Genomic DNA, 26,429 nt, shown 5'->3' with positions numbered 1-26,429 from the left:
GAATTCCCATCTTTTCAATGTCTATTATTCATTTTTTGTCAATTCTTTAAAGCGTTGTCTTGAAAGCTTTTCATCAATACTGCTAAAGATGCGGTAATTTCTTTCATCTAAGATGCGAAAATGTTTACTTAGAATATTTTGTTGAAGAATATAACCGTTTTTCTTTGATAATACTCTCCACCAGATCCTGCCGCCAAACGTTTTTGATTTACGAATATCTATTCCTTCGCGGGCAACCGTTTCTAACACTTCGAGCGGTTCATTTCCAAATAAGAATTGGACTGTTTCCGTTTCACGAAAAAGAGCGCAAATCGAAACAGCGGTAGACCAGTTGGCAAGAACTCTGCCTTTCTCAATTTGAACAAGTGTTTTCTTTGAGACACCAATGATTTCTGCCATTTTATCCTGAGTATAACCTGCTTCGGTTCGTATGAGACGAAGTTTTTCAGAAACCTGCATCATAATTTCATCCCTGGTCACGTTCAGCCCTTCCTTCAATTGCAACTAGTGTAATTTTACACTAGATTGTCGTATCATTCAAATATTATCATTAAAAAACTGCTACCTCATGGATAGCAGTCTTTTAATAATTATTGTATTTTAGGAGGAATGCCGCACTTGCTAGAACATGAATCTTTCAAATCACATGCGCCGCATTTTCCCTTTTTCGATTTATTAATAAACCTGACTAAGGCCCAGCTCGCGTATCCAAAAATAGCTGCCCCTATCAAAATATTGGCAATCATTTGCTCCACCTCTTTTAAGAATTACACAAGTCCAAACAGTTTGCCACCTTGATAGATAATCAAAGAGAGGACATACGCAATAGCAAATGCATAGATCATTGAAAAAGCTGTCCATTTCTTTGAATTCGTTTCTTTATAGATTGTTGCAACCGTCGCTAAGCATGGAATATATAACAATATAAAAACCATAAAACTATAAGCTGCAAGCGGTGTATAATAATCTGCCAATAACCCTTGCAGACTTGCATCGTTCGGAACAAAATAGATGATATTCATGGTAGAAATAATTGCTTCTTTTGCCAAGAATCCAGTAATTAACGATGCGGATGCCTGCCATGTTCCAAAACCAATCGGATCAAAAATTGGCGCAATAACATTCCCAATTGCCGCTAAATAACTATCATCCATGTCAACCTTTAAACCATTGGGACCCGCATATGATAGCAGCCAGATAAAGACAGAACCAGCAAAAATAAATGTTCCAGCCTTTCTTACAAATCCTTTCCCTTTATCCCATGTACTTCTCCAAAGTGATTGAAATTGGGGCAGTCGGTAGGGTGGCAGTTCAATAACAAATAATGAAGTTTCTGATTTAAGTACAGTAGAAGAAAAGACTTTTGCCAAGGTTAACGCAACAATGATGCCAAGTACATACAGGCTAAGGACAACCAATGCCTTATTTCCTGCAAAAAACGCTCCAACGAATAATGCATATACCGGTAATCGTGCCGAGCAAGACATTAACGGGGTTAGTAAAATGGTTAACAGCCTCTCCCTTGGTGTTTCAATTGTTCTTGCTGCCATTATTCCTGGTACATTGCAGCCAAAACCAATCATCATTGGGATAAATGCCTTCCCATTTAAGCCAACTGATTCCATAATCCGGTCCATTACTAATGCGACTCGAGCCATGTACCCTGAATCTTCTAATAAAGATATAAAAAAGAAGAGGATAAAAATTTGCGGTACAAAGACGAGAACCCCGCCTACCCCTGCAACTAAGCCTTCAATAATTAACGCATGAATAAAATCGGAAGCATGGATAGCAGTTAATCCCTTCTCAAATCCTGCCGTAATCGGTCCGGTTAAAAATCCATCCAAAAGATCAGATAATGGGGTTCCGAGCCAATCAAAAGTCAACATAAACATAAAATACATGAGCAACAAGAAAATTGGCATTCCTAAAAAGCGATTCGTAACAATACTGTCAATTTTTTCAGAAAGAGGAATATCTGAATTACTTTTCCTAGCAACTTCCGCGAAAATCTTCTCGATTACTTCTTTTCTTTTTTGATAAATATAGTTGGCTAAAGATTTTACATCATATTGTTTCTGTAATATTGATTCAAGATTTGCCGTAATAGAAGTTAGTTTAGTTACATCTACAATGCTATTTAAATAGTCTCTGACATATTCATTTCCTTCAAAATATTGGATCGCTAGAAAGCGTGCAGAAAGTCCGGTTTTTCCATTTAACATACCGGTCAATGTCACAATCGCTTCTTCGACCTCTTTTCCGTAGTAAACGAGGTTCTTTTTGACAGGCTGGATTGATTTTGTTGAGATGACATCTACTAGCTTGTCACAGCCTTTACCGCTTCTTGCCACCACCGGAACAACTGGTACCCCGAGAAACTCCGAAAGCTTTCCTGCATCTATTTGAATTCCGCGCTTATTCGCCACGTCAATCATATTAAGTCCAATAAGGGCAGGCTTTTCAAACTCTAGCAATTGCAAGGTCAAATGTAAATTACGTTCTAATTGTGAAGCATCTAATATATTTAGCAGGCGATCAACGGATTCATTCAAAAAGAAGGATGTAACCACTCCTTCATCCTTTGACAACGGATTAAGTGTATACACACCTGGTAAATCAATTAAATGGCCAATATTATTTTTAAAAATGCCAACTTTCTTTTCAACGGTTACGCCGCTCCAGTTACCAACATACTCATAGGATCCTGTTAGATTATTAAACAATGAAGTTTTCCCAGTATTGGGATTTCCAATAAGAGCGATTTCCATTATATTTTCTCCACTTCAATCTGAACTGCTTCCGTACGGCGGATACCGACACATTGACCACATGATTCAATCATAACTGGCCCGCCAAATGGCATTACACACTTCACACACACTTCTGAGCCTTCTGTGATCCCTAAGTCAAGTAAACGTCTTTGCACTAGGAGACCAACTTGAGAAAGATTAACGATTTTCCCTTTACCCCCTGCTTTTAACAATCCGAACATTTATATCACCCTATCTATGTTAATTGAGAATGATTATCTTTCTATATCGTCATTTTAACACTTATTCGTAGGTACTAAGCATAATAAATTTGTCAAAAGTTCGAAATCTTTTGTGGCTTTTACAAGGAAAAAATAAACTGAGTGATGCTAGATTTTATTCTTATTGTCCCATATGATTCTAGTATTATGATTAAAATGGGAAGTAACACTTTTTATGATAAAATAAAGAAGGATTTTTGCTTTAATCATCGAATTTACACTGTAAGCAGTTTTGTCAATAGCATAGGGGGAAAACGGCATGTTCACGGAAAACCAAACGGATTTAATTGACTATTTTAATCAAAATAAACAGAAATTGATTCAAGAATGGGAAAATGCTATTGTTACCACTAAAGCAGACCCTTTTAAATTGAAGATTCATGAAAACGGAGCAGCCTTACTCGAAGCTTTGCTTAATATGCATAAAATGACTAAGCAAGAGCTTTTAAACATTATCGAAAAGCTAGCCATAGAAGTTTCGGAAGAAAGAGTATTGGCTGAAATCAACCTTGGAGATTTTGTTTATAATGTAAATCTTGGGAGAACAGTTTTATACAGCTATTTAAGTAACACTGGGATCCCATGGACAGATATGCAAGAAGCGTTAAACAGGATAAATTTTTGCTTTGATAAATTTTTATACTATGCTGTTTCAAATTACTCTGAAGCAAAAAACAAAATCATCGAAGAAAAAACAATGCACATCGATTCTACCCATCAGGACCGATTAACACTACTCGGCCAGATGACATCTAGCTTTATTCATGAGTTTAGGAACCCACTAACATCTGTTCAAGGATTTATCCAATTGCTGAAAGCTGATTATCCGGATATGAAATATTTAGATATCATTTCAAGTGAATTGGATCAACTTAATTTTCGTATTTCGCAATTCTTACTTTTATCAAAAAAGGAGTTAATTGGAAAAGAAAAGGATGACTTTAATTTAAATAAATTAATTGATGAAGTATTAAACTTTCTATATCCAAGCATTCTCGATGGAAAAGTAAAAATAAGAAAAGAATTAAGTGAAGATATTACTCTTAATGGGTATGCGGATGAAATTAGGCAGGTATTAATTAATATCATATTTAATGCGATTGATGTATTAAATCATGATGAGAATCCCACTCCAACAATTGAGATCAATAGCAGTCTCGAAAATCAGTCCATCAAAATCAATATTTCCAATAATGGACCCGTGATCCCAGCAGAACTTAGAAAATCCATTTTCGAACCATTTTTCACGACCAAAAAACTAGGTACAGGTCTTGGTTTGTTTGTATGTAAAGAAATTATTGAAAAACATAAAGGGAATTTAGATTGTGATTCCACCCCTGATAAAACTACATTTTCTATTAGCTTACCAGTCACAGCCATCCCTAGTGGCAATGAATAAGGTCATTCATAGTCCTATTATCCAATCCCACTTTCATTAAAGCAGGGATTTTTTTATTTCTCTTCAATATATCTTCCGTTATAGACTCCTGTTGCATATGATGAATTAAAATTTTTATCAGGAGATTAGGCCAATGTTTACATTAAAGGTTGATAATGAAATTGAGCTCCAGTTGTTTCAGCAGCATCACGCCTTAAGACTGTATCAGCTAGTTGAGGAGAATCGTGAACATTTACGTGAATGGATGCCCTGGGTGGATAGCATGAACTCCCCTTATCAATTTGAGTCGATTATTCCCGTATGGCTGTCCCAGTTCTCAGAAAATAGCGGATTAAACGTAGGGATACTCTATAAAGGTGAACTAGTTGGCTCAATTGGATTACATCAAATTGATTGGCATAACCGTATGACAAGTATCGGCTATTATCTTTCCAAAAATGCAGAAGGTCATGGCATCATGACTCGTTCAGTTCAATCCCTTATAAACTATGCCTTTTTCACATTAGGCTTAAACCGTGTTGAAATTCGCTGTGGTATAAAAAACAAAAAAAGCCGTGCGATTCCTGAGAGATTCGGTTTTGTAAAGGAAGGGATCATTAGAGACGGTGAACAATTGTATGGAAAATTTCATGACCTCTTTGTTTATGGTATGCTTGCCCGCGACTGGAATAAAAGAATTCCCTATTAAAAAATCTAATTACATCGCTACATACTGCCTATTGGCAGTATTTTTTATTGGGCGATTTGCTAATAGAATTTTTTTTTGAAATAATGTATACAGTACAACGTAAGTGAGGTGGCATACCTTACCATTTGTAAGGTGATAAATGATTTGGATGAATGTAATTTTAATTGTTATCCTAATAGCCTTTACCGCACTTTTTGTCGCTTCTGAATTTGCGATGGTAAAGGTTCGAACAACAAGAATTGATCAATTACTGTCAGAAGGAAACCCCAAAGCGGAAGCAGCAAAGAAAGTCATTTCTAATTTGGATGGATATTTATCAGCTACTCAGGTTGGAATTACAATCATCTCCCTAATATTAGGATGGCTGGGTGAGCCCACTATTCGAAAGCTGCTAGATCCCGTTTTTGAATGGATTCAATTACCTTTATCTTTAAAACACATTATCTCGTTTATCATTGCTTTTATTGCTATAACCTATTTCCATGTTGTAATTGGAGAATTATCACCAAAAACAATAGCGATTCAAAAAGCAGAAGAAATCCTCTTGTTTTTTGCGCGACCGTTAATCCTATTTTATAAGCTGATGTATCCCTTTATTTGGATTCTTAATCGTTCCGCCAGATTTGTTACTGGACTTTTCGGAATACAACCAGCTTCTGAGCATGATATCGTCCTTTCGGAAGAAGAACTGCGTTTAATCCTTTCTCAAAGCTATGAGAGTGGGGAAATAAATCAATCTGAATACCGTTATATGAACCGAATTTTTGAATTTGATAACCGGATTGCAAAAGAAATTATGGTTCCGAGAACTGAGCTTGTAACTCTATCCAGGGATGCCTCAATGGAAGAAATTATTGAAATAGTTAAGGAAGAAAAATACACTAGATATCCCCTTATTGATGGTGACAAAGATAATATTTTAGGTGTTGTTAATATTAAAGAGGTCTTAACCGATTGTATTCTTCAAAAATGTACCGGCGAAAGACCGCTTATCCCTTATCTTAAGCCAGTCATTCATGTCATTGAAACAATTCCCATTCAGGAACTACTAGTCAAACTGCAAAAAAACCGTTCACACATGGCCGTTTTATCTGATGAATATGGAGGGACAGCAGGAATTGTCACGGTCGAAGATATTCTTGAAGAAATTGTTGGGGAAATACGGGATGAATTTGACTTGGATGAACTCCCACTGGTTCAGAAAAAAGCAGATGGTCATTTTATTTTGGATGGAAAAGTATTAATAAGCGAAGTAAACGATCTACTGGGCACATCACTTGATGAGCAAGATGTAGACACGATTGGGGGTTGGTTTTTAACACAAAAGTTTGATGTACATAAAGGTGATTCCATCGAAAACGACGGATTTGTATTCCAAATTAATGAGATAGAAGGTCACCATATCTTATATATTGAAGTATATAAAGCAAAAACAGAACAAAAAAAAGTGGAAGTGGCTCCTGAATAGGAGCCAGTATTATTTTAGATAATTTTTGTAATATTTCGTCTTTACTGTTCATATTCACTATGTTTTCCCATAAAATATAGTTATCAACCAATATACTAACCAGAACGTTTGACTGTACGGTTCAAATTCTTTATAATTATTGTTAATTTACAAAATTGTCGAGGTGGTATAATGACCATTAGACGAGATTAGCAGAAAACTAGATATGAGTTTATTTTGATACGAGTTAATTTTTTTTATTAAACTGGGAGGTGACTCCTTACCTGTCTAAAAACGGGATAAGGGAACTTATTTGGACATATTTAACTTGGTTATTATAGCCATTTTAATTGCTTTAACTGCTTTTTTTGTAGCTTCAGAATTTGCTATTATCAGAGTAAGAAGCTCAAGAATTGATCAGTTAATCGAAGACGGAAATTCGAGTGCTGTGACTGCTAAACGAGTGATTTCGAACCTAGATGAATACCTTTCTGCCTGTCAGTTAGGAATTACCATTACTGCCCTTGGATTAGGTTGGCTTGGAGAAGCGACATTTGAAAAGATCCTGCACCCTATTTTTAAAGGCCTGCATATTCCCGAAAGTATTAACCAAATATTATCTGTGGGCTTTGCATTTGCAGCGATTACATTTTTACATGTAGTAATTGGTGAACTTGCACCTAAAACATTGGCGATCCAGAAAGCAGAATGGATTACCCTGATGATGTCACGTCCGCTCATCCTTTTTTATAAGGTGATGTATCCTGTAATTTGGCTGCTTAATGGTTCTGCACGAATTACAACACGTTTTTTTGGGCTTAAGCCTGTTTCTGAAAACGAAATCGCCCATACAGAGGAAGAGCTTCGAATTATTCTATCTGAAAGCTACAAAAGTGGTGAAATTAACCAATCAGAGTTTAAGTATGTAAATAAAATTTTTGAATTTGATAACCGTATTGCCAAAGAAGTTATGGTCCCTAGAACGGAAATCGTTTCCTTATCTAAGGATGATACATTAGAGACTTTTCTTCAGGTTTTACGTGAAGAAAAATTCACACGGTATCCCATCATTGATGGTGATAAGGATCATATAATTGGGCTTATTAATATAAAAGAAGTTATGACTGATTTAATTGGTAATGAAAAACTAGCAGAACGGACTCTAGAAAACTATACACGACCAATAATTAGAGTAATAGAAACGATTCCTATCCATGACTTATTAGTAAAAATGCAAAAAGACCGTGTCCATATGGCGATTTTAATGGACGAATATGGCGGTACATCAGGGCTTGTAACTGTTGAGGATATCTTAGAAGAAATTGTTGGGGAAATTCGTGACGAATTCGATATGGATGAAATTCCAGAGATTCGCAAAATTAAGGAAAACCATTATATTATCGATTCTAAAGTATTAGTTAGTGAGGTCAATGATTTATTGGGAGTGGAGATTGACGATGAAGATGTCGATACGATTGGCGGTTGGATTCTAACCGAAAATTACGAAGCAAAAGAAGGAGACATCCTACTTCATGATACCTATTCCTTTAAAATTCTCGATATGGAAGAGCACCATATTAAATATATTGAGGTCACGAAAAATGCCAATAATGGTGAAGCAGTTAGCCCACAAGTATCAATATCCAATTCAGAAGTACTATCTTAAAAAACTTCCTAAACCAGATCGTTTTCCGGTCTGGTTTTTTCTTATGAAAAATAATTATTTTGTTTTAATAATTATTATATCCTCTTCAACTTTTGCGATTTTAACTAAATGCGAATCAAGACGTCGATTAATATGCTGTATATCGCTATTGTTTGATTCTTCAATCCGCTGAAGTGATTCCTTAATATCGGAAAGGTCAATCTGGTTTACTTCTACACGGTGTTCAATGCTATCCATCTTTTCAAGCCTTGATAGTCGTTTTTCAATATTATCTAGTGTTTCATTGAATGTTTGAATTAAGCTTTTAATGTCATTATCATTTTCTGTTAATTTATCGAACTCCTTCACCATTGTAAAACCCCCTTTTTTCTTGCCTTAATCGTAACATTATTTTCACTATATATATGTTACAATATCAGCAACACTTGTACGGTAGAATAAATGGACTTAAAAAATTAACTTTTCCAAACCCTTAATACATATCCACCGCATCCACACTGATCAATGAATTTAATCTTTACTTGATCAGGATACAACTCCTCTAGTAGAGGCTGTATATAATCAACAGGATTTCCAAACGTTTCAGCTGTCACTAGATTTACAAAGTGCCCCTTTTTCGTTTCTTTCACTGCCTGCAATGCATCTTTAATGATCAGATCAATATTAAATTTGTATTCACCATGCTCTAAACAGCCGCAGCAGCTTCACTCGCTTTTGCCTTATCTTCAGCAGTTGGTAATTCCTCAGGCTTGGCATCTTCCTTTTACAACATAAATTTAGACGAGAAAAGTATAAAAGGGTTACAAAAAGTTTTTTTAAAATTTTTTTCTATTCGGTGCTTTAACAAATAAGTCAATAATAAGTAATTTTTTTTGCTTTTTTTTCTGTAAAATTGAGATAATAGCATTAGACAATAATATACTCAAAAAACGAGGGGTTTCATGATGTTAAATCGTAAGAATAAAACACGGCATTTAGCGACAATTTTTCTTGCTGTGATGGGAATCGGCTTTTTAGCCACTATTCCGATACAGAATTCAATCTGGGGGAGCATCCTACAAGGGGGATTTGAAGCCGGTCTGGTAGGGGGACTGGCTGACTGGTTTGCGGTAACCGCATTATTCCGTCATCCACTAGGAATTCCTATTCCACATACTGCTCTTCTTCCCAAAAATCGTAACAGAATTATTGCTGGAATCATATCAATGTTAGAAAATGATTGGCTAACAAAAGAGAGTATTCGAAAAAAAATAGACACCATCAATTTTACTAAAAAACTATTTGAGATCATCTATAATGAATTACCATCACAAGCCGTTCAAAAGTCTTTCCTAATGATTTCTAAACATTTGATAAAAATATTTGATATAAAAAAATTTGCTCCGCTTCTAGAAAAAGAACTAAAATTACGAATCAACGATTTGGATAGCAAGAATTATCTCCCCTTGCTTATCGATCAGATTAGTATTAGAAAATATGATGAAAAAGTACTAGATTATATCCTAAAAGAAATTGATGAATGGGCCAGGAAAGAAAGTACAAAATACAAACTTGGTGGGTTGGCTGTAGATGCGGTGGAAAATATTAAGGCAGATGGTTTTATGCAATTTGCCTTAAAGTCATTTAGCAACCTTGTTAATGAAGAAAAGCTAGGGAACATTATCCAAAGTCTTATTCTAAAAGGTGTAGCCAGCTATAGTGACCCCTTAAATCAAAATAGACATACCTTAATGATTCATATGAATAAAAAGCTGCAATCCATAAAAAGTGATGAAAAGATTTATGAAGAACTTAATAACTTTAAATCCCAGTTAGTAGATAAATGGGAGTTGCAAGAACAAATTACTGATTTATTAAGTCAGATCCAGCAAAAAGCTTATGACTTTGTCGAAAAACCTGCCTTTTATGATGATTATCTCCTCCCTTTAATTAAAAAGGGTTTAGAAGGTATCGAATTAAATCCAGAAAAAGTGAACGTTATTGAAGCTTGGATTAAAAATCATATTTTTAGTTTTATTGATAAAAATCATTCAAAAATAGGAATGCTTGTTAAAGAAAATTTAGAAAAACTAGATGATAAAACACTTATCGATATGGTTGAAACTAACGTTGGAAAAGACCTTCAATGGATCCGTGTCAATGGTGCAGTATGTGGATTTTTAATAGGGATTGTTTTAGTAGGTATTAAAGCACTTTTTTAATGCTTTGCAAAAAAGCTACCATTTATTGGTGGCTTATTTTCGTCCATGAAATTCTTGCTTTGTCCTCTTGAAATCAAAGTTATTTTTCAGAGTATTTCAACATAATTAGTACTGTAGTCATATCTTTTAGGTTTAAAAGAGGAGGCGGGAAAATGGCAATTAGGTTGATTAAAATTTCTGTTGTGTATTTTGTCATTGGGGTTTGCATGGGTATGTATATGTCAATGACGGAAAGTTTCGACTTCACACCGGTTCATGCCCATATTAATTTATTAGGTTGGCTGACTATGGCTGTCGCTGGTCTCATCTATGTTGGTTTTCCAGGTGCTGCGGAAACAACACTCGCAAAGGTTCACTTTTGGCTTCATAATATTTCTCTTCCCATTATGATGATTGGACTCGCTTTTTTAGTAACCGGAACGGAAAGTGCCGCGCCTGCAGTAGCTACAGGTGGAACCTTAATGGTATTAGGTATCATTGTCTTTGCAATCAATATCCTTAAAAATGTAAGGAATTGAGTTGCTCAAGTTGTCTATGATATTATTTATTTTTATTTCGTCCAGACAAAAGACGCCTTCTCTGGCGTCTTTTTTATTCTACCGGTATGTTTCCAAGAATTTCTTTCTTAGTTTGGCTTTTTCTTCATCAGATTTTTTGTAATCATAATTATAAATGGCGCATTCCCAATCACCATACATTGGGTTTGGAAACAGAATCAGCTTTTTACCGAATTCCTCTCTATATCTGTCCACTGCTTGATTTCTTTCTGAAACTGATAACACATCAAAACCACTGAAATCTCCAAGGTTATCGCCAAATAATAGAAGTATTTCATGTGTTCTCCCTACTAGCCTGCGGCGCGTTTCTTTCCCAATTTCACCAGGCTGCAGTAATAATACATGGTCTGAATCAGCTTGGGGTGCACCTACACTCTGTAAATTTTTAATAGCTGCAGCTTTTTGTGATTCATAACGGTTGGAAATGTAATAAATCTCTACACCTAAAGAATTTGCATAATGCAAAAACTCAATTGCACCTGGAAGTGGTTTTGCTTTAGATCGATTGAACCATTCATTCCAATTAAAAGGAATTTTTCTTCCGGCAATTACATACCTAGCTTGGTGTGGGCTGTTATTTAAAATGGTCTCATCGATATCAAGGACAATTGCTGGCTTTAGGTTATTTTTTCCCCTTTCTTTATTCATGATTTCGTCCAATCTCATCCTTCCAATGTTATAGCCTTGATAATATAACCCTTTTGCTTCCCCGGCGCTTTGAAACCAAAGTACCGACATCGTATTTTGTTCAGACAAGTTTGCCGTTGTTTCTGCATTTGCAACAACTTTATAAAATGAAAGTGTTAAAACAATGGCCATTATCAGGACAGTTATTCTCCTCACCAACAAAACCATTACCTCCTTTAATTGACAATGTTAGTATGTGGAATCGCAAAAATCCCCATCCATCTATCGGGCAAAACAGCACATTGAAGCGGTAGAACGTAATACTGCACATGAATAATTCCAACAAATAAGCAGTGGGTTGCCCCACTGCTTCTTCCTAATCCTATTTCACATAGTTTATTAACTAACTCGTTCTTCAACATTATTTTTGATGGAATCTCGTTTATGAAATCCTTTTGCATAATAAACAGCAACCAAGAATACTAGGAATAACGGTCCAATTACTAATGCAATCCTTGTATCCGGATTATAAACCATTAACCCAATGACAAAAGCTAAGAAGGCTAATGAAATATATGAAGTAAATGGGAAAAGTGGCATCTTATATTTTAAAGCTTTCGTCTCAGTCGGCTTTAAGGTCTTACGATAGCGAATTTGCGATAAAAGAATGACTCCCCACGTCCAGATCGCACCAAAGGTCGCAATACTAGTAACCCATGTAAAAACTTTTGCAGGAACAATATAATTTAAGACGACGCCAATCAATAGCGCACCGGCAGAAGCTACTACTGCAATCCCTGGAACCCCACTTTTTGTTACTTTCGCAAAATTTTGTGGTGCCTCACCATGCTGAGCAAGGTTAAATAACATCCGTGCCGTACTAAAAATCCCACTGTTACAGGACGAAAGTGCTGCTGTTAATACGACAAAGTTAATAATACCTGCTGCTCCTGGTATTCCAATTTGTTCAAAGGTTAATACAAATGGGCTTCCTTTTGTACCAATATCCTCCCATGGATAGATAGACATAATGACAAATAAAGCACCCACGTAAAAAATAAGAATACGCCAGAATACAGAATCTATTGCTCTTGCAAGGGATTTTTCAGGGTTTTTAACCTCACCTGCTGTAACCCCAATCATTTCTATCCCTAGATAAGCAAACATAACCATTTGTAATGATAATAAAACACCTTTAATCCCATTAGGGAATAACCCGCCATGATCCCATAAATTCTTAATTCCAGTAGCAATACCACCGTTGCCAATACCAAAGAAAATCATTCCAATACCGATGGCAATCATCGCAATAATCGTAACAATTTTAATTAGCGCAAACCAAAATTCTAATTCACCATACGCTTTTACCGCAAGGAAATTGACAGTCGCCATAACCACCAGTGCGGTGAGTGCCCAGATCCACCGTGGAACATCCGGATACCAATACTCCATGTAAATTCCTACAGCTGTAATCTCTGCCATACAGGTAACGACCCATAAAAACCAGTAATTCCAACCTGTTATGTATCCAGCAAGTGGTCCTAAATAATCACGTGCATATTTACTAAAAGAACCTGCAACCGGTTTTTGAATCGCCATTTCTCCCAGTGCACGCATAATAAAAAACATAATTAATCCAGCAACCGCATATCCAAACAAAATACCTGGTCCCGCCATTTTAATGGCTGTCGCAGAACCAAGAAATAGTCCCACCCCGATGGCTGCCCCTAAAGACATCAAGGTGATATGCCTTTCTTCTAAACCACGATGCAGCTCTTTCCCATGAGTGTTTTTACTCATATAAATCCCCCTTTATGAATAAACTTCAAAATTCTCTCATCCTAATGAAATAATTTTTTCTCTTTATTAATATAGCAATATTAGACTTCACTTTTAAGCTTTTTATTACTAATTCCTCCTTTTCTTCTAATGATAACGCTTTCAAAAGAGTAATTATTAAAATATTAACTCTTTTGGGATTACTCAAAATCATTTTAACATTATTGCATATTATTTATTTTGTTAAAATACATGAAATTATTTTATATTTTTTGTAAAATTAAACAAAGGCATTTTATGAACTGAACAAGACTACCATATGTCATTATATATTAATCCGGGGGTAATCATTTTGAATACTAGACTACATGACCCATTTAAGACTGCCTTTGATAGCTTAGATGAATTTGCCGACCTTATTAGTCAGGTACTAATGTGCCCTATTACAATTGAGGATGCAAACCACCGCCTACTTGCCTATAGTACTCATGATGAACGTACAGATCCAGCAAGAATTTCTACCATCATAGGCCGGAGAGTACCGGAAAAAGTCATTAATCAATTATGGAAAGAAGGAACGATTCCTGCTTTACTAAAGACCCAAGAGCCTATCCGTGTGAAAAACATGAATGATATAGGGCTTAACCATAGAGTCGCCATCTCTATTTGGAAGCAGGATCAAGTGATCGGATTTATTTGGGCAATAGAAATTGATAAAACATTAACGGCTGATGATTTCATCCTTTTAAAAAAAGCAGCGGATTCCGCAAAAAATAAACTATTACAGCTCCAGACGAGAAAGAACAAAAAGGAAGAGCGTTCACAAGAATTCTTTTGGAAGCTATTAACAGGTCATCTGAAAGCAAAAGAGGAAATTTTCGAACATTTCCATTCATTACAACTTACACCGCCGACCTCTTATGCGGTTCTTGTTTTTCAGTTCCATGATAATATCACGAACAAAGTAGAGCAATCCATCTCATATCTTTTGAAAACAAATCAACGAATAAAAATTACTCTTTATACAATAGACTGCAATCAACTAATTCTATTGGTATCAGTTACTAATATTGAAAACCCTTTCAATGAACTTGATCAATTTGCGAAATTCTTTGTCCTGCAAATGAGTGAAAGATATGGAATTAAGGAGATCAAACCAGGATATAGCAGTATTAAAGAGGATTATCAAAAAACAAACAAAGCATATAAGGAAACATTGGCGGTTTTATCAATTAAAGAAAAATTCCCAATTGAAACAAAGGACATTTTTAATTATCAAAAACTAGGAATATATCAAATTTTTGATCTTATTTTAGAAAAAAGACAAACCGAAGAATATGAAAATTATTCCTTAAAACTGCTTCATGAATATGACCAAAAACACAACAGCAATTTAATTGAAACATTAGAGGTTTTCTTAAATAAAGATAACAACATTAATGATGCAGCCAAGGAATTAAATGTCCATGCTAACACATTAAATTATCGGCTTAAACGAATCACCGAAATTGGTGATGTAAATTTCAAGGATCCTAACCAAAAAATGATACTCTACCTAGATTTAAAACTGGAAAAATATCAGGGGATTTGAACTTTTTGTGAAAATCCCCAAAAAGAATGAAAATCTTTCTCTTTTCTAAACAAAGAAATTCTCTGGCAAACATTCTATACTTTAGCCATAGCAAAACAATTTAATGTAACTAGGGGAGGAAATAAGATTATGTTTATAGGTGTACCTAAAGAAATTAAAAATAATGAAAATCGTGTAGCACTAACTCCAGCAGGTGTTGTATCATTCCTAAATGCCGGCCACACTGTGTTTATGGAAAAGGACGCTGGAATTGGAAGCGGTTTCACTAACGACGATTATGCTAAAGCTGGTGCTGAGATTATAGATAGCGCTGAACAGGTATGGACAAAAGCAGATATGATTATGAAAGTGAAAGAGCCTCTTTCAAGTGAATATAAGTACTTCCGCCAAGGTTTAATTTTATTTACTTACTTACACCTTGCAGCTGAGCCAGAGTTAGCAAAAGCTCTTAAAGAAAAAGGTGTTATCGCAGTTGCTTATGAAACAGTTTCTGTAAACAGGACTCTTCCACTGCTTACACCAATGAGTGAAGTAGCTGGACGCATGGCTGCTCAAATTGGCGCACAGTTCTTACAAAAAAATAATGGTGGTCTTGGAATTCTCCTTGCTGGTGTCCCAGGAGTTAACCGTGGAAAAGTTACCATTGTTGGTGGTGGGATTGTTGGAACCAATGCAGCTAAAATGGCTATCGGGTTAGGTGCTGACGTAACAATTATTGACCTAAGTGCTGACCGTCTCCGTCAGTTAGACGATATTTTTGGAAATCAAATCAAAACATTAATGTCTAATCCTTTCAATATTGCTGAAGCAGTGGCAGAGGCTGACCTTCTTATCGGTGCAGTATTAATCCCTGGTGCAAAGGCTCCTAAGCTAATTACAGAAGAAATGGTTAAATCAATGAAACCAGGTTCAGTGATCGTCGATGTTGCGATAGACCAAGGTGGAATTGTTGAAACAATCGACCATGTGACAACACATGACAATCCAACCTTTATCAAACACGGTGTTGTACACTACTCTGTTGCAAATATGCCTGGCGCAGTTCCAAGAACTTCAACAATCGCACTAACCAATGTTACAGTTCCATATGCATTGCAAATCGCAAATAAAGGGGTTTTCAAAGCCATTTCTGAAAATGCTGCATTATATCTTGGCGTTAACGTTGCCAACGGAGAAATCACTTATGAAGCAGTAGCAAAAGATCTAGGGTTTGATTATGTAACAGTCGAAAAGGCATTAGAAAAAGAACTAGCTACGATTTAATTGTAGTTATTCCCCTCAAGAAACTCTTGAGGGGATTTTTGATTAAAGGGGATGGTTTACATGAATCAATTGAGTTACCGCGATACATGGGCTGAAATTTCACTAGACCATATTAAAAATAATTATCTACAGTTTAGGCAGTTTGTTCACCCACATGCAAAAATCATGGCAGTGGTTAAAGCAGATGGATACGGACACGGGGCCATTGAAATTGCAAAAACAGCGATTGATGCTGGTGCAGATTATTTAGCAGTTGCTCTTGTAGATGAGGCCATCAAACTTAGACTGTCTGGGATCACACATCCCATTCTCGTACTCGGGTATACTCCGACACGTTCGATTAAGGCTGCCATTTTAGAAAATATCACGCTAACAGTCTTTGACCATGAAGTATTGGATGAAGTCATTGTCCAAGCGGATAGCTTAAGCAAAACTGCTTCTATTCATTTGAAAATTGATACTGGTATGTCCAGGATTGGCGTTACTTCCAGTGATGATGTACTTATTCTTGCTAAGAAGGCAATGAAAGCAAAAAATGTTTGTCTTGAAGGGGTATTTACTCATTTTGCTAATGCAGATAGTGAAAACAGTGACCTTACATATGCACAGTTTAATAAATTTCAATCAATAGTAAAATATTTGGAAAACAACTATATTTATATACCTATAAAACATTGTTGCAACAGTGCTGCAACAATGAAATTTCCAGAAATGCATCTAGACATGGTTCGAATTGGAGTTTCCTTGTATGGGTTATATCCAGATGCTTCGTTAAAAAACCACTCCATCCAGCTAAAGCAGGCCATGACCTTCAAAACGAAAATTGCAGCTATAAAAAAAGTAGCAGCTTTACAAGCAATCAGCTACGGGTGGACTTGGAAGCCGGAAAGAGTAAGTCTTATCGCTACCCTTCCGCTTGGATACGCTGACGGACTTTCCCGTCTACTATCAAACCGTGGGAAGGTCTTAATCCATGGGCAAAAATCTGCTATTGCAGGAAGGGTGTGCATGGATCAAACGATGATCGATATTACGGATATACAAAATTGTTCTGTTGGTGATGTAGTCACCATATTTGGAGAAAGCTGCTCTTCATTTCAGTCCGTGGACGAAATTGCCCATTTAATGGGCACCATCAATTATGAGGTTGTTTGTTTAATTGGTAAAAGAGTCCCCCGAGTGTATGACAACTACAATGAACTATTCAAACCTGCAAAGAATGTACAAAGTAATTTATTATTTTAATAACAAAGGCAGCTATTCCGACTAGCTGCCTTTGTTGTGTAGCACCGTGTTTATCTCTCCAATTATATTAGGTCTGCCAATTGAATAATATTCAACTGGATAATTTTTTATAGATTCTAATTGAAAGCAATTTCTCCCGTCAAAGATAACGGGTTCTTTCATTAACTCATGGAAGAGGTTTAATGGAACATTTTTAATTTCATCCCACTCAGTTACAATAAACGTAAGGTCAGCATCCATAAGAGCTTGCTCGACCGTATCTGCATAAGAAATTAGCTTTCCTAAAACCTTTTTCACATTTGGAATTGAGACGGGATCATAGGCAATTACTATCGCCCCTTCATGAACTAGACGCTTTGCTAACTTAATCGAAACAGCCTCCCTGATATCGTCTGTATCAGGTTTAAATGAAAGCCCCAGTAATGCAACTTTTTTTCCACGTAAACTTTGAAATCGGTTCAGGGCCATTTCCACTAGTTTAAGTTCCTGTCTTTTATTAACTTCAATAACCTCCTCAATGAGGTTAAAAGCTTCTCCCGCATCATTACCCATTTGAACTAGTGCGTGGGTATCTTTCGGCAGGCATGAGCCGCCAAAACCTACTCCAGCCTTAAGAAATGATGATCCGATCCTTGAATCCATTCCCATTCCAAATGATACGTCTTCAATATTTCCGCCAACATGTTCACAAATACTTGCGAGTGCATTTACGTAACTAATTTTTAAAGCTAAGAATGAATTTGATGCTACTTTTATTAATTCAGCACTATTCGTATCCGTTTTAAAAATGGGAATACCAAACGGCTGATATAATTCTTCCAACGAATGGAGGGCTTCCTTACTATCAGATCCAATAATTATCCGATCCCCGTGAAAAGTATCATAAATTGCCGACCCTTGGCTGATAAATTCAGGATTGGAAACGATTTGAAATTTAAGACTTGTTTGCATTTCGGATTGAATCCAATTTTTAATTTTTGCATTTGTTCCTACTGGTACCGTACTTTTTGTAACGACAATGACGTTATTTCGCTTTATTGACCTGCCAATTTCTTTAGAAATCTGTTCAATATATTGTAAATCAAGGGAGCCATTTTCATTTTGAGGAGTTCCTACTGTTATCATGATGATTTCAGCCGATTTAAAGCCAATAGAAGGGCTAGTTGTAAACCGTAACCGCCCCTCCTCCATATTTTTCAACATCAGTTCATTTAATCCTGGCTCATAAATTGGAGGATACCCATTGTTTAATGTACTTATTTTATGATGGTCCTGGTCTACGCAAATCACATCATTGCCGATGTCTGCTAAACAAACCCCTGTAACTAGTCCAACGTATCCTGTTCCAGCAATGGCTATTTTTTTCAATGAAGATTTTCCTTTCCATATTGAGTATTTCTTATTAATTACTACTCAGTTCATTTCTCCATCCATTTATATAAAATTATTTCATGATAAACTGGATCAAAAAGCCCGTTGGAATGAAAAGTTGCTATCTTTTTGATTTTCCCATCTATTAAAATACCTTGTGACCTAAATCCTTGAATCACTTTATCTGTAAGTAGTACGGTCCTGTCTTGGAAATATTTCGCATCATACCGGAAATATTGATAAGTTTCTATCCTTTTGTGTGTATATGGAACCTCTAAATACTGTAACACCCTCGTTTCTTCCCATGTGTAGAGTATAACAGGTTCATTCATTTTCTCAATAAATGCATTCATTTTATAAACAGCTGGAGGTTCTTTAGCTTCCGTCGCTAATAGGGTTACATTTTGATTTACCTGATGGCCTAGGACGAAAATGCTGAGTCCCACGACTAAAAAAGGGATTCTTTCTGAAAAAAGACGAATACAAAGGAAAAATATCAATAAGACCGCAAGCGGGAGCGCATGCCTTGCTTTTTCTACATTTTGAGCCAATAGTGCCCAACCAAAATAACTGCTAAACAATATATATAGAAGGTTCATAAATGGCCATCTTTTTTTTGTTTTTTTGAACGCCCTAAAAAATATATAAATGAGAAGGAAAATATCAATGACAGCACTAAGCACTGATTCAGTTGCAATCCCTGTCCATAGGATGTTCTTTGAGGAAAAAATGATAAATCTATCAAAAAAACCAATATCAGCTGCCTCTACCGTTCCTCCCCAATCATTGAAATGACCGCTGGTAAACGCTAAAGAAAGCTTAATAAAACCGATTATACTTCCCTCAGAAATGACAAGACCAATTACCCATATTGCTTGAAAGATGACTCCCGAGATCAAGTATAATATGATCTCTTTCATTTTTAATCCATCTTTTTTTACTTTCCAATAAAACAGAAAGATTATACCGATTGCAAAGGGCAAGTAGGAAAGGCGAATTCCTAGCATAAGACTCAAAAAACCTAATGGTATTAAAATCGCTCTTGAATTTTTTATGTTTAAAGCAAAAAGAAGGCTCCATAAATACCACCAAAATGCTGCCAGTGCCGCTCCTTCTGACATCGGCTGATTAACGATAATAACACTGTAGCTTGCTGAATAAATAAGTGCTGTAGATAAACTAGCAAATGATCTCTGTATGAATCTCCTGGACAACTTATAAATGGGAAAAACAGAACTAGCATAACAAAAGACATTAAAAATCGTTAATGCTTTTGATGGGTCCATCACAAACAGATGAATGAATTTACCTCCTAAAATAAAAAAGGGATATCCAGGGAAGTGCGGCTGCATAGCCATTAAATCATAGCGCTTCACGGCCAGTGCAAAATCTACCTGATCCCACGAGGAGGTATATGGATTAATAAAATACAGTTGAGATATAAAAACAATAATTATAGCTGCAACACTTATCACTAATAAAAAGGGATCTTTTAAATCACTTTTGAACAATAAATATCCACCACCTGATCTAGAGAAAAAGTACAAGGCATCGGCCTTGTACTTTAAATGTTCAAAAATTCATTTCACTTGTGTCTCAAGAATTTTAGTTGTCTTTGAATTAGTTTTATTTGTTTGCTTGCTTCCTGCAGGTTTGGAAGAGGTAAGCAATAAAATTGCGACAAAGTATCCGATATAAGCCAATATTTCTTCAATAGAAGGCATGGAAGAATAGCCGAACAGCGCTTTTAGAAATATTCCAATATCCCCGGATAATATCGGAGCCGAACCAGTATCACGAAGGTAATGTGTGTAATCAATCGGATGCTCTGGCAGGAACCATGTAAGATCATACACATGTGGAAGTACACTGCCAATGATATTAAGGTCCTGCATCATGGAAATCGCTTGTACTAGTAGTCCAGCAGATATAAGAATAATAAAAGCACCGGTTAACTTGAAGAAAGTGCTCAAAGGAATCCTCATCGTTCCTTTAAAGAACAAATAAGAGACAATAATCGCGATCACCACACCAGTAATCGCGCCCCATCCCTGCATAGCTGCGCCGATGTTTCCACCTGTAATTGCAGCAAAAAAGAATACGGTTTCTACCCCCTCACGAAGGACGACTAGAAAAGAATGGATTACCATTCCAACAACGTTACCTGTGGAAATGAATTTATTCATTTTCCCTTCCATATTTCCTTTTAAATCACGGCTGTGGCTTGCCATCCAGAAAACCATTTGGGTTAATAATACGGTCGAAACGAGCATAATTCCTATTTTCAAATACATTTCGCTTCCCATTGCAGCGAATCCTGTAAAAACAATTTGGAATAGGAGGGCAACCCCGACACTTGCTAATATGGCAAGACCTGCTCCTAACCAAACATATTTATTGTACTGCTTATGGTCCACTCTTTTTAGATAGGTAGTTATTATGCCAACAATCAATAACGCCTCTAACACTTCACGGAATGTGATTAATAGAGCTTGAATTTCCACAGCCGAGTCCCTCCCCAATGGTGATGTTTCCTAATTTCTATTTTCTTCTTCTGCGGATAACAACTATGATTACCGCTATTATTATACCTGCGATTAATACAAGCGGTACCCAGTTTCGGATATTCGAAATATCCGTCCAGTCTTTTTTTACAGTCCCAGATTCTGTAGCACTTTCAGAAAAATGCCCGACTTCAAGACTTTTTATGTTGAATTCAGTTTTTAATGAGTTTAAAATCTCGTCTTTATTTTCCTTAAATGCGTCTAGATTCGCTTCTTTTTTCCCGACTCCAAACAGTCCGGGATTCCCCAATGCTTCAAGGGCCTGATCAAAATCCGTTCTGATTTTCTTATCATTCTCAGGTTTTTCAGCTTCCACTTTAGGAGACAACGCATCGTATGTAGCAAAGGCTTTAGCTAGGAGTCTTTTCGTTGTGTCATATTCAGCAAAGTCCTTTTCAATACTCTCTAAACGCCTCGCAATATTTAAAACCAGTAGTTTTTCCATATTGTTAATGGTGGCTTCCTTGTCCTTATCTTTAAGGTTACTCAGAATTAGCTTAGCAGGCTCTTGGCCCATATGCATATCAATCTCTTCTTTAACAGTTTCAAAGTTTTTTTTGGCGGAATTGTAATTGGGAGGATTCTCATCAAGCTTCACTACCATTTCTTTGTACACCTCAGCTACCTTCTCCTCATTCGGATCACCATAGGAATAGGCAAACGCACTACTTAAAGGAATGCTGTAAAAAATTAATGCGAAAGTAAAAAATAATCCAAAAAATTTCTTCATTAAGAATTTCCCTCCTACATGGATAATGATAATGATTATCATCCTCGCTGTCAATGCAAGGATTTAGAATGTCACATATTTATCATATTTATCTTACTTATTAATCTCCCTTGCTTTCAAAAGGTGTAATTCCCTGTCTCTTGCACCAGATGTTGTCCTATTATGGATCACCTTTTTCACTGGCCTTCTCATTTCTTTTAAAATGGCAGGTAAGACCGATGTCATATAACTACGAAACTTGATAAATGATTCCCCTGCTTTACGGACCTGATATCGAATTGGGACTTCTTTCATCCGAAAACCTTTTCTAATGAGATTCAGCGTGACAACTTGTGCATAATTGTAATCATGAACAATTTCAGCTTCTTCCATAGCTTGTCTAGAAAAAGCTCTCATCCCAGACTGTCCATCATAAATCCATTTTCTTAGTATAAGAGCTTGTAGAAACGTAAAACAATAATTCCCAATTCTCCTGTTCCACCGCATTCCTTCAATCGTTCCAAGGAAACGGGAACCCATTACATAATCAGCTGTTCCCATTAAGATGGGTTTGACAATATCAGGAATCTGATCAGCAGGGTATTCATTATCAGCATCAATCATGACACCAATATCTGCTCCATTTAAAACACAAAGCTCCAGCCCTTTACGAACAGCAGCACCTAATCCAAGGTTTTTACCAAAGGTATGGACATAATCTGCCCCTGCTTTCCAGGACTGCTCGACCGTTCGATCATTAGAGCCATCATTTATCACTAAAACCTCTACCTTCACCTTTGGATCGAAATCTCTTGGTATTTTTTGAATGACTTGGGCAATCGACTCTTCCTCATTGAAAGCTGGAAGAAAGACAATTACTTTTTGCTGCTCCATTGATTAAACATCCTTCCTTACTGCCTCTATTAATACTGGCCCACGGCTGTGACTAGGATATGGTGCCCCCAACAAATAGGAAATCGTTGAAGCGAGGGAAACCAAGCTATGCTTTTCCTCCACACTTTTTCCTGTTTCAATAGACGGACCATACATAAAGAACGGTACGAATCTTTCACCTTCATCGAGGTGGCCATGTCCACCAATCCCATCAGCTTGACCATGGTCAGCACAAACAATAAACGTGTAATTTTCAAACTTACCTTTCTCTTTTAACCACTCAAAATATTCTTTAACTAAGGCGTCAGCCTCTTCGATTTTTTGAATATATTCGTTATATAATACTCCTCGGCTATGTCCAGTTTGGTCTGTACTTATTAATTGCACAATTTGCAAATCGGGATCCTGTTCTTCCATGATATTTTTCGCTCGATCAATAATTTTACGATCAACAACATTATTGTGCATTACGGCTGTGAATGTCTCTACATCCTTTCCAAAGGAATCAACGAGATGGGCTACCGCTAATAATGAACCCTTTTTCCCTACTTTTCTTAATGTGTCAAATACGCTCTCTACTTTAATACCATGCTTCCAAACCATATTCGACTTGATTCCATGTTCAAATGGGTAAGTTCCTGAAAACATCGATGAAAAACAAACGACAGTTCTTGCTGGATATACGGTTTCCATTCTAGTATAGTCTGTTCCATTTTTTCTCAAATAGTCGAGAAAGGGAGTGTTCGCTTCTTCAAAACGCTCTTTCCTCATTCCGTCAATGACCATAACAATAACTTTCTTATTAATGGCATCTGTCCGCTCTGCAACATTAGAAGTAAAGGTAGGGATAATCTTCGGCTTCCAATCGAACAGATTTTTATGAAGAATCCAAGAAAACAATAGAATTCCTAAATAGAAGAATACGATGACTCCAATTTCACTTCCCGACCAGGTTTGCTTCTCAATAGTCAAATTCCAAAGTGATAATAACAAAAGAAACTTTGGCAGTTGTTCTTGGGCATTCCCACTTGTTGAATCACTATTTTTTAAAACGAGCTTCCAGAACCGGGTAAAATTCAGCCATGAGGTACCGATGCGCAAATGATAATAAAATGTGCCCCAAAAAAAGACTGTAAAGAAGAAATATAAACCAATGCCAGTAAAAAGCAAACTAATATTCACATGATCCCAAATGATAAGAAAGGCTGTAAATGGGATCCATAAATAGTTTCTAAGAAATAATGGATAATCGTACAGGTAGTAAATAATTAATAGAGGTAAGATTGCTAATAACCCTAAGAATAGATCTAAACTGTAAGAAGGGGATCCCAACTTAGATAGGGAATAAATCAACATGGTACCGATTGTAAATATTGGAGTAAACGGCTTCCCCTCATTCAGAAGGTTCCAACACCTTGCCGCCACTTTTTCAAAAGAAGATGCTTTTTTCATTTTTGTCTTCCTCTCATTCTTAGAAACACTCTTATTTGTTTAAAATTTGATGCAGGTGAATGAATCAAAAGCAGGAAACCAACGAAATAGGAAAAAATAAACTTATAACTATGGCTAATAAGAGCAACCATATATCCATCCTTTGTCGGAAACCCAAAACTTGTTAAAGCCGCAGTCATGACTGATTCGTATGTAGATATTCCCCCAGGTGTAATTTGAAATACCTGCCCACCGACAGTAATAGAATTGACCCAAATTGACTTATAAATAGAAAGACCATCACCTAACGAAGCTGTTACTCCCCACAAAACAGCGCCTTCCATAGCCCAGCTTAATCCAATTAAGAAAAAAATATAAACAAAATTCCAGCCCTTAAAGCTTGTTCTTAATAATAAGATATGCTTTTCCACAAAGAGTGGACAGTATTTAAAGACTATAAATCCTCCTATTAGAAAGCTTAAACCTAAAATAAGCAATACTCCTAATGACAAGTGGAAGATAAACGCTTTGGAAAAAGCAACAAGTCCAATTATGGAAAATAACATTAGGAACAACATATCAAGCGATCTGAGCACAACTACAGAATGTGCAGAAATATCAGGACTTATGTTTTTTTCCTTCCAGGACAACACCCCGACCCTAACCGCATCCCCAACCTTTATTGGAGTGATATGATTTACGAAAAGACTTAAGAGAATGCCTTGTAAACAGCTTATAAACTTGGCTTTCTTTCCTAGATATAATCTCCACGCCTCAGCTCTGAGGATAAATGAGGATAGGTAACCCACGGTAACAACTATGATAATCAAAGGATTACCCAAGAAAAATTTTTTGGACCCATTTAAGAAGTTTTCAGCATGAAAATATCGCCAGGACAACAGGATAAAAATTCCTGCTAGAATGAATCCCATCACTTTAACCAAACGTTTAACTGATTTCCGAAACATGCTTTTTGGCCCATTCTATCGTTTTAGCAAGTCCCTCTGAAAAAGATATTAATGGGGAAAATCCAAGCTGTTGATGTGCCTTCGAAATATCCGCCCATGTGGAATTGACATCCCCTTGGCGAAAACCACCTTGTTTTACAGTTAGATCAGGAAAATGCTGCTTTAAATACTCAACTAATTCCTCAATAAAAATCGGTTTACCAGACCCTATATTATAGGTACCGACCCTTTCAGTTTGGTTAAAAGCACTAATGATCCCTGTTATACAATCATCTATATATGTATAGTCTCTAGCCGTTCTATTTCCAAACAATGTAATTTCCTGTTTATTCAGCAAATTTTTAATAAACCCTGTAATGGCCATATCTGGCCTACCCCAGGGTCCATAAACGGTAAAAAAGCGAAGGATAGAAATTTTATAGTCAAATAATGAAGAATAGGCATGGCAAAAGGATTCAGCCCCAAATTTAGCTGCTGCATAAGGAGATACCACCTTTCCCATCGCCATCTCTTCTTGAAGCGGAACGTTCTTTTGTTCTCCGTAAACCGATGAGGAAGAAGCAAAAATAAAATGTTTTACGTTTGATTGACCCGCAAATCGCAGTGCATTAATGGTGGCTTTAATATCGTAGTCAACATACTCATTCGGGGCCGTTATTGAATGTGATACTCCAGGAATGGCCGCTAGGTGTATTACCATTTCTGGCTTGTAGGAAAGAAAGATTTCCTTTACTTCCGCTTCGTCATTTAGAAGACTTTTTTGAAAGAAAGCGAACTCTCCTGCTCCACGTGCAAATTCTAGCTGTCGTTTTTTCCTAGCAACAGAATAGTAAGGATGCAGTTCATCGATGATTAAAACCTCATGGCCTTCCTTTAACAATTTCCTTGTAAGATGGGAGCCAATAAACCCTGCTCCGCCAGTAACAATTACTTTCAATGTATAACACCTCTATACCTAGTTGGTCATCACGACTTATTATGTACATTATTCTCTC

The 26,429-nt window shown here is 36.4% G+C and carries 24 protein-coding genes and 1 pseudogene; 9 read left to right on the top strand and 16 right to left on the bottom strand.

From position 1 onward, the window contains the following. Positions 1 to 24: 24 nt before the first annotated feature. From J7E67_RS12480 to J7E67_RS12465, 4 genes are all read right to left on the bottom strand, one after another. Positions 25 to 480, bottom strand: coding sequence for a helix-turn-helix transcriptional regulator (locus J7E67_RS12480; protein ID WP_088085971.1), 456 nt, complete (start codon positions 478 to 480; stop codon positions 25 to 27). 110 nt (positions 481 to 590) lie between these two features. Next, positions 591 to 746, bottom strand: a complete 156-nt coding sequence (locus J7E67_RS12475; RefSeq protein WP_214713256.1) for a FeoB-associated Cys-rich membrane protein — start codon at positions 744 to 746, stop codon at positions 591 to 593. 21 nt (positions 747 to 767) lie between these two features. Then, on the bottom strand, positions 768 to 2,771 hold the full coding sequence (gene feoB, locus J7E67_RS12470; RefSeq protein ID WP_214732027.1) for a ferrous iron transport protein B: 2,004 nt from the start codon (positions 2,769 to 2,771) through the stop codon (positions 768 to 770). Next, on the bottom strand, positions 2,771 to 2,995 hold the full coding sequence (locus J7E67_RS12465) for a FeoA family protein (RefSeq protein ID WP_214713258.1): 225 nt from the start codon (positions 2,993 to 2,995) through the stop codon (positions 2,771 to 2,773). Before J7E67_RS12465 ends, feoB begins: the two co-directional genes overlap by 1 nt. A gap of 298 nt (positions 2,996 to 3,293) precedes the next feature. Between J7E67_RS12465 and J7E67_RS12460 the strand changes: the two genes are divergently transcribed. The 4 genes from J7E67_RS12460 (at position 3,294) to J7E67_RS12445 (ending at position 8,234) form a co-directional block, all read left to right on the top strand. After that, entirely contained in the window at positions 3,294 to 4,433 is a 1,140-nt protein-coding gene (locus J7E67_RS12460) for a histidine kinase N-terminal domain-containing protein (RefSeq protein ID WP_214713259.1), read from the top strand. Positions 4,434 to 4,566: 133 nt separating this feature from the next. Further along, positions 4,567 to 5,121 carry a GNAT family N-acetyltransferase gene (locus J7E67_RS12455; protein ID WP_214713260.1) on the top strand — a complete coding sequence of 185 codons (555 nt, stop codon included), beginning with the start codon at positions 4,567 to 4,569 and terminating at the stop codon, positions 5,119 to 5,121. A gap of 139 nt (positions 5,122 to 5,260) precedes the next feature. Beyond that, complete coding sequence (locus tag J7E67_RS12450) at positions 5,261 to 6,589, top strand: hemolysin family protein (protein WP_214713261.1); 1,329 nt, start codon at positions 5,261 to 5,263, stop codon at positions 6,587 to 6,589. Positions 6,590 to 6,881: 292 nt separating this feature from the next. Beyond that, complete coding sequence (locus tag J7E67_RS12445; protein ID WP_214713262.1) at positions 6,882 to 8,234, top strand: hemolysin family protein; 1,353 nt, start codon at positions 6,882 to 6,884, stop codon at positions 8,232 to 8,234. A gap of 54 nt (positions 8,235 to 8,288) precedes the next feature. On the opposite strand, the gene J7E67_RS12440 is transcribed toward J7E67_RS12445, so the two are convergent. Both J7E67_RS12440 and J7E67_RS12435 read right to left on the bottom strand, forming a co-directional pair. Beyond that, complete coding sequence (locus J7E67_RS12440; protein ID WP_214713263.1) at positions 8,289 to 8,585, bottom strand: hypothetical protein; 297 nt, start codon at positions 8,583 to 8,585, stop codon at positions 8,289 to 8,291. Positions 8,586 to 8,689: 104 nt separating this feature from the next. Continuing rightward, positions 8,690 to 8,914, bottom strand: a pseudogene (locus J7E67_RS12435) (CGCGG family putative rSAM-modified RiPP protein); the annotation flags it as partial. 264 nt (positions 8,915 to 9,178) lie between these two features. Here J7E67_RS12435 and J7E67_RS12430 point away from each other — a divergent pair. Beyond that, a complete protein-coding gene (locus J7E67_RS12430; protein ID WP_214713264.1) occupies positions 9,179 to 10,435 on the top strand; it encodes a DUF445 domain-containing protein in 1,257 nt (418 codons plus the stop codon). A gap of 152 nt (positions 10,436 to 10,587) precedes the next feature. After that, the gene (locus J7E67_RS12425; protein ID WP_088085957.1) at positions 10,588 to 10,953 is read left to right on the top strand and encodes a cytochrome-c oxidase; all 366 of its coding nucleotides are present in this window, start codon (positions 10,588 to 10,590) and stop codon (positions 10,951 to 10,953) included. 78 nt (positions 10,954 to 11,031) lie between these two features. Here J7E67_RS12425 and J7E67_RS12420 read toward each other — a convergent pair whose 3' ends face one another. Both J7E67_RS12420 and alaP read right to left on the bottom strand, forming a co-directional pair. Then, positions 11,032 to 11,811, bottom strand: a complete 780-nt coding sequence (locus J7E67_RS12420) for a 5'-nucleotidase, lipoprotein e(P4) family (protein ID WP_374102956.1) — start codon at positions 11,809 to 11,811, stop codon at positions 11,032 to 11,034. A gap of 207 nt (positions 11,812 to 12,018) precedes the next feature. After that, positions 12,019 to 13,419 (bottom strand): alanine permease AlaP, encoded by a 1,401-nt coding sequence (alaP, locus tag J7E67_RS12415; RefSeq protein WP_214713266.1) that lies wholly within the window; start codon positions 13,417 to 13,419, stop codon positions 12,019 to 12,021. A gap of 331 nt (positions 13,420 to 13,750) precedes the next feature. Between alaP and J7E67_RS12410 the strand changes: the two genes are divergently transcribed. From J7E67_RS12410 to alr, 3 genes are all read left to right on the top strand, one after another. Continuing rightward, the gene (locus J7E67_RS12410) at positions 13,751 to 14,989 is read left to right on the top strand and encodes a PucR family transcriptional regulator (RefSeq protein WP_251026725.1); all 1,239 of its coding nucleotides are present in this window, start codon (positions 13,751 to 13,753) and stop codon (positions 14,987 to 14,989) included. Between the two features lie 129 nt (positions 14,990 to 15,118). Then, complete coding sequence (gene ald, locus J7E67_RS12405) at positions 15,119 to 16,252, top strand: alanine dehydrogenase (protein WP_214713268.1); 1,134 nt, start codon at positions 15,119 to 15,121, stop codon at positions 16,250 to 16,252. A 60-nt stretch (positions 16,253 to 16,312) separates the two neighbouring features. Then, complete coding sequence (gene alr / locus J7E67_RS12400; protein ID WP_214713269.1) at positions 16,313 to 17,497, top strand: alanine racemase; 1,185 nt, start codon at positions 16,313 to 16,315, stop codon at positions 17,495 to 17,497. Positions 17,498 to 17,518: 21 nt separating this feature from the next. On the opposite strand, the gene J7E67_RS12395 is transcribed toward alr, so the two are convergent. From J7E67_RS12395 to J7E67_RS12360, 8 genes are all read right to left on the bottom strand, one after another. Continuing rightward, a complete protein-coding gene (locus J7E67_RS12395; RefSeq protein WP_214713270.1) occupies positions 17,519 to 18,865 on the bottom strand; it encodes a UDP-glucose dehydrogenase family protein in 1,347 nt (448 codons plus the stop codon). A gap of 50 nt (positions 18,866 to 18,915) precedes the next feature. Then, positions 18,916 to 20,379, bottom strand: coding sequence for a glycosyltransferase family protein (locus J7E67_RS12390; protein WP_214713271.1), 1,464 nt, complete (start codon positions 20,377 to 20,379; stop codon positions 18,916 to 18,918). A 69-nt stretch (positions 20,380 to 20,448) separates the two neighbouring features. Then, entirely contained in the window at positions 20,449 to 21,372 is a 924-nt protein-coding gene (locus tag J7E67_RS12385) for an FTR1 family iron permease (protein WP_214713272.1), read from the bottom strand. Positions 21,373 to 21,409: 37 nt separating this feature from the next. Next, a complete protein-coding gene (locus J7E67_RS12380) occupies positions 21,410 to 22,162 on the bottom strand; it encodes a hypothetical protein (protein WP_214713273.1) in 753 nt (250 codons plus the stop codon). A gap of 93 nt (positions 22,163 to 22,255) precedes the next feature. Next, complete coding sequence (locus J7E67_RS12375) at positions 22,256 to 23,035, bottom strand: glycosyltransferase family 2 protein (protein ID WP_214713274.1); 780 nt, start codon at positions 23,033 to 23,035, stop codon at positions 22,256 to 22,258. A 3-nt stretch (positions 23,036 to 23,038) separates the two neighbouring features. Continuing rightward, complete coding sequence (locus J7E67_RS12370) at positions 23,039 to 24,487, bottom strand: alkaline phosphatase family protein (protein ID WP_214732025.1); 1,449 nt, start codon at positions 24,485 to 24,487, stop codon at positions 23,039 to 23,041. Next, positions 24,484 to 25,434 carry a lysylphosphatidylglycerol synthase transmembrane domain-containing protein gene (locus tag J7E67_RS12365; RefSeq protein WP_214713276.1) on the bottom strand — a complete coding sequence of 317 codons (951 nt, stop codon included), beginning with the start codon at positions 25,432 to 25,434 and terminating at the stop codon, positions 24,484 to 24,486. Before J7E67_RS12365 ends, J7E67_RS12370 begins: the two co-directional genes overlap by 4 nt. After that, on the bottom strand, positions 25,415 to 26,371 hold the full coding sequence (locus J7E67_RS12360) for an NAD-dependent epimerase/dehydratase family protein (protein WP_214713277.1): 957 nt from the start codon (positions 26,369 to 26,371) through the stop codon (positions 25,415 to 25,417). The genes J7E67_RS12365 and J7E67_RS12360 overlap by 20 nt, the downstream gene beginning before the upstream one ends. Positions 26,372 to 26,429: the final 58 nt, after the last annotated feature.

The organism is Bacillus sp. ISL-46, assembly GCF_018613205.1.
The sequence above is the reverse complement of the archived record's forward strand: the minus strand, read 5'-3'. Positions and strand labels throughout refer to the sequence as shown.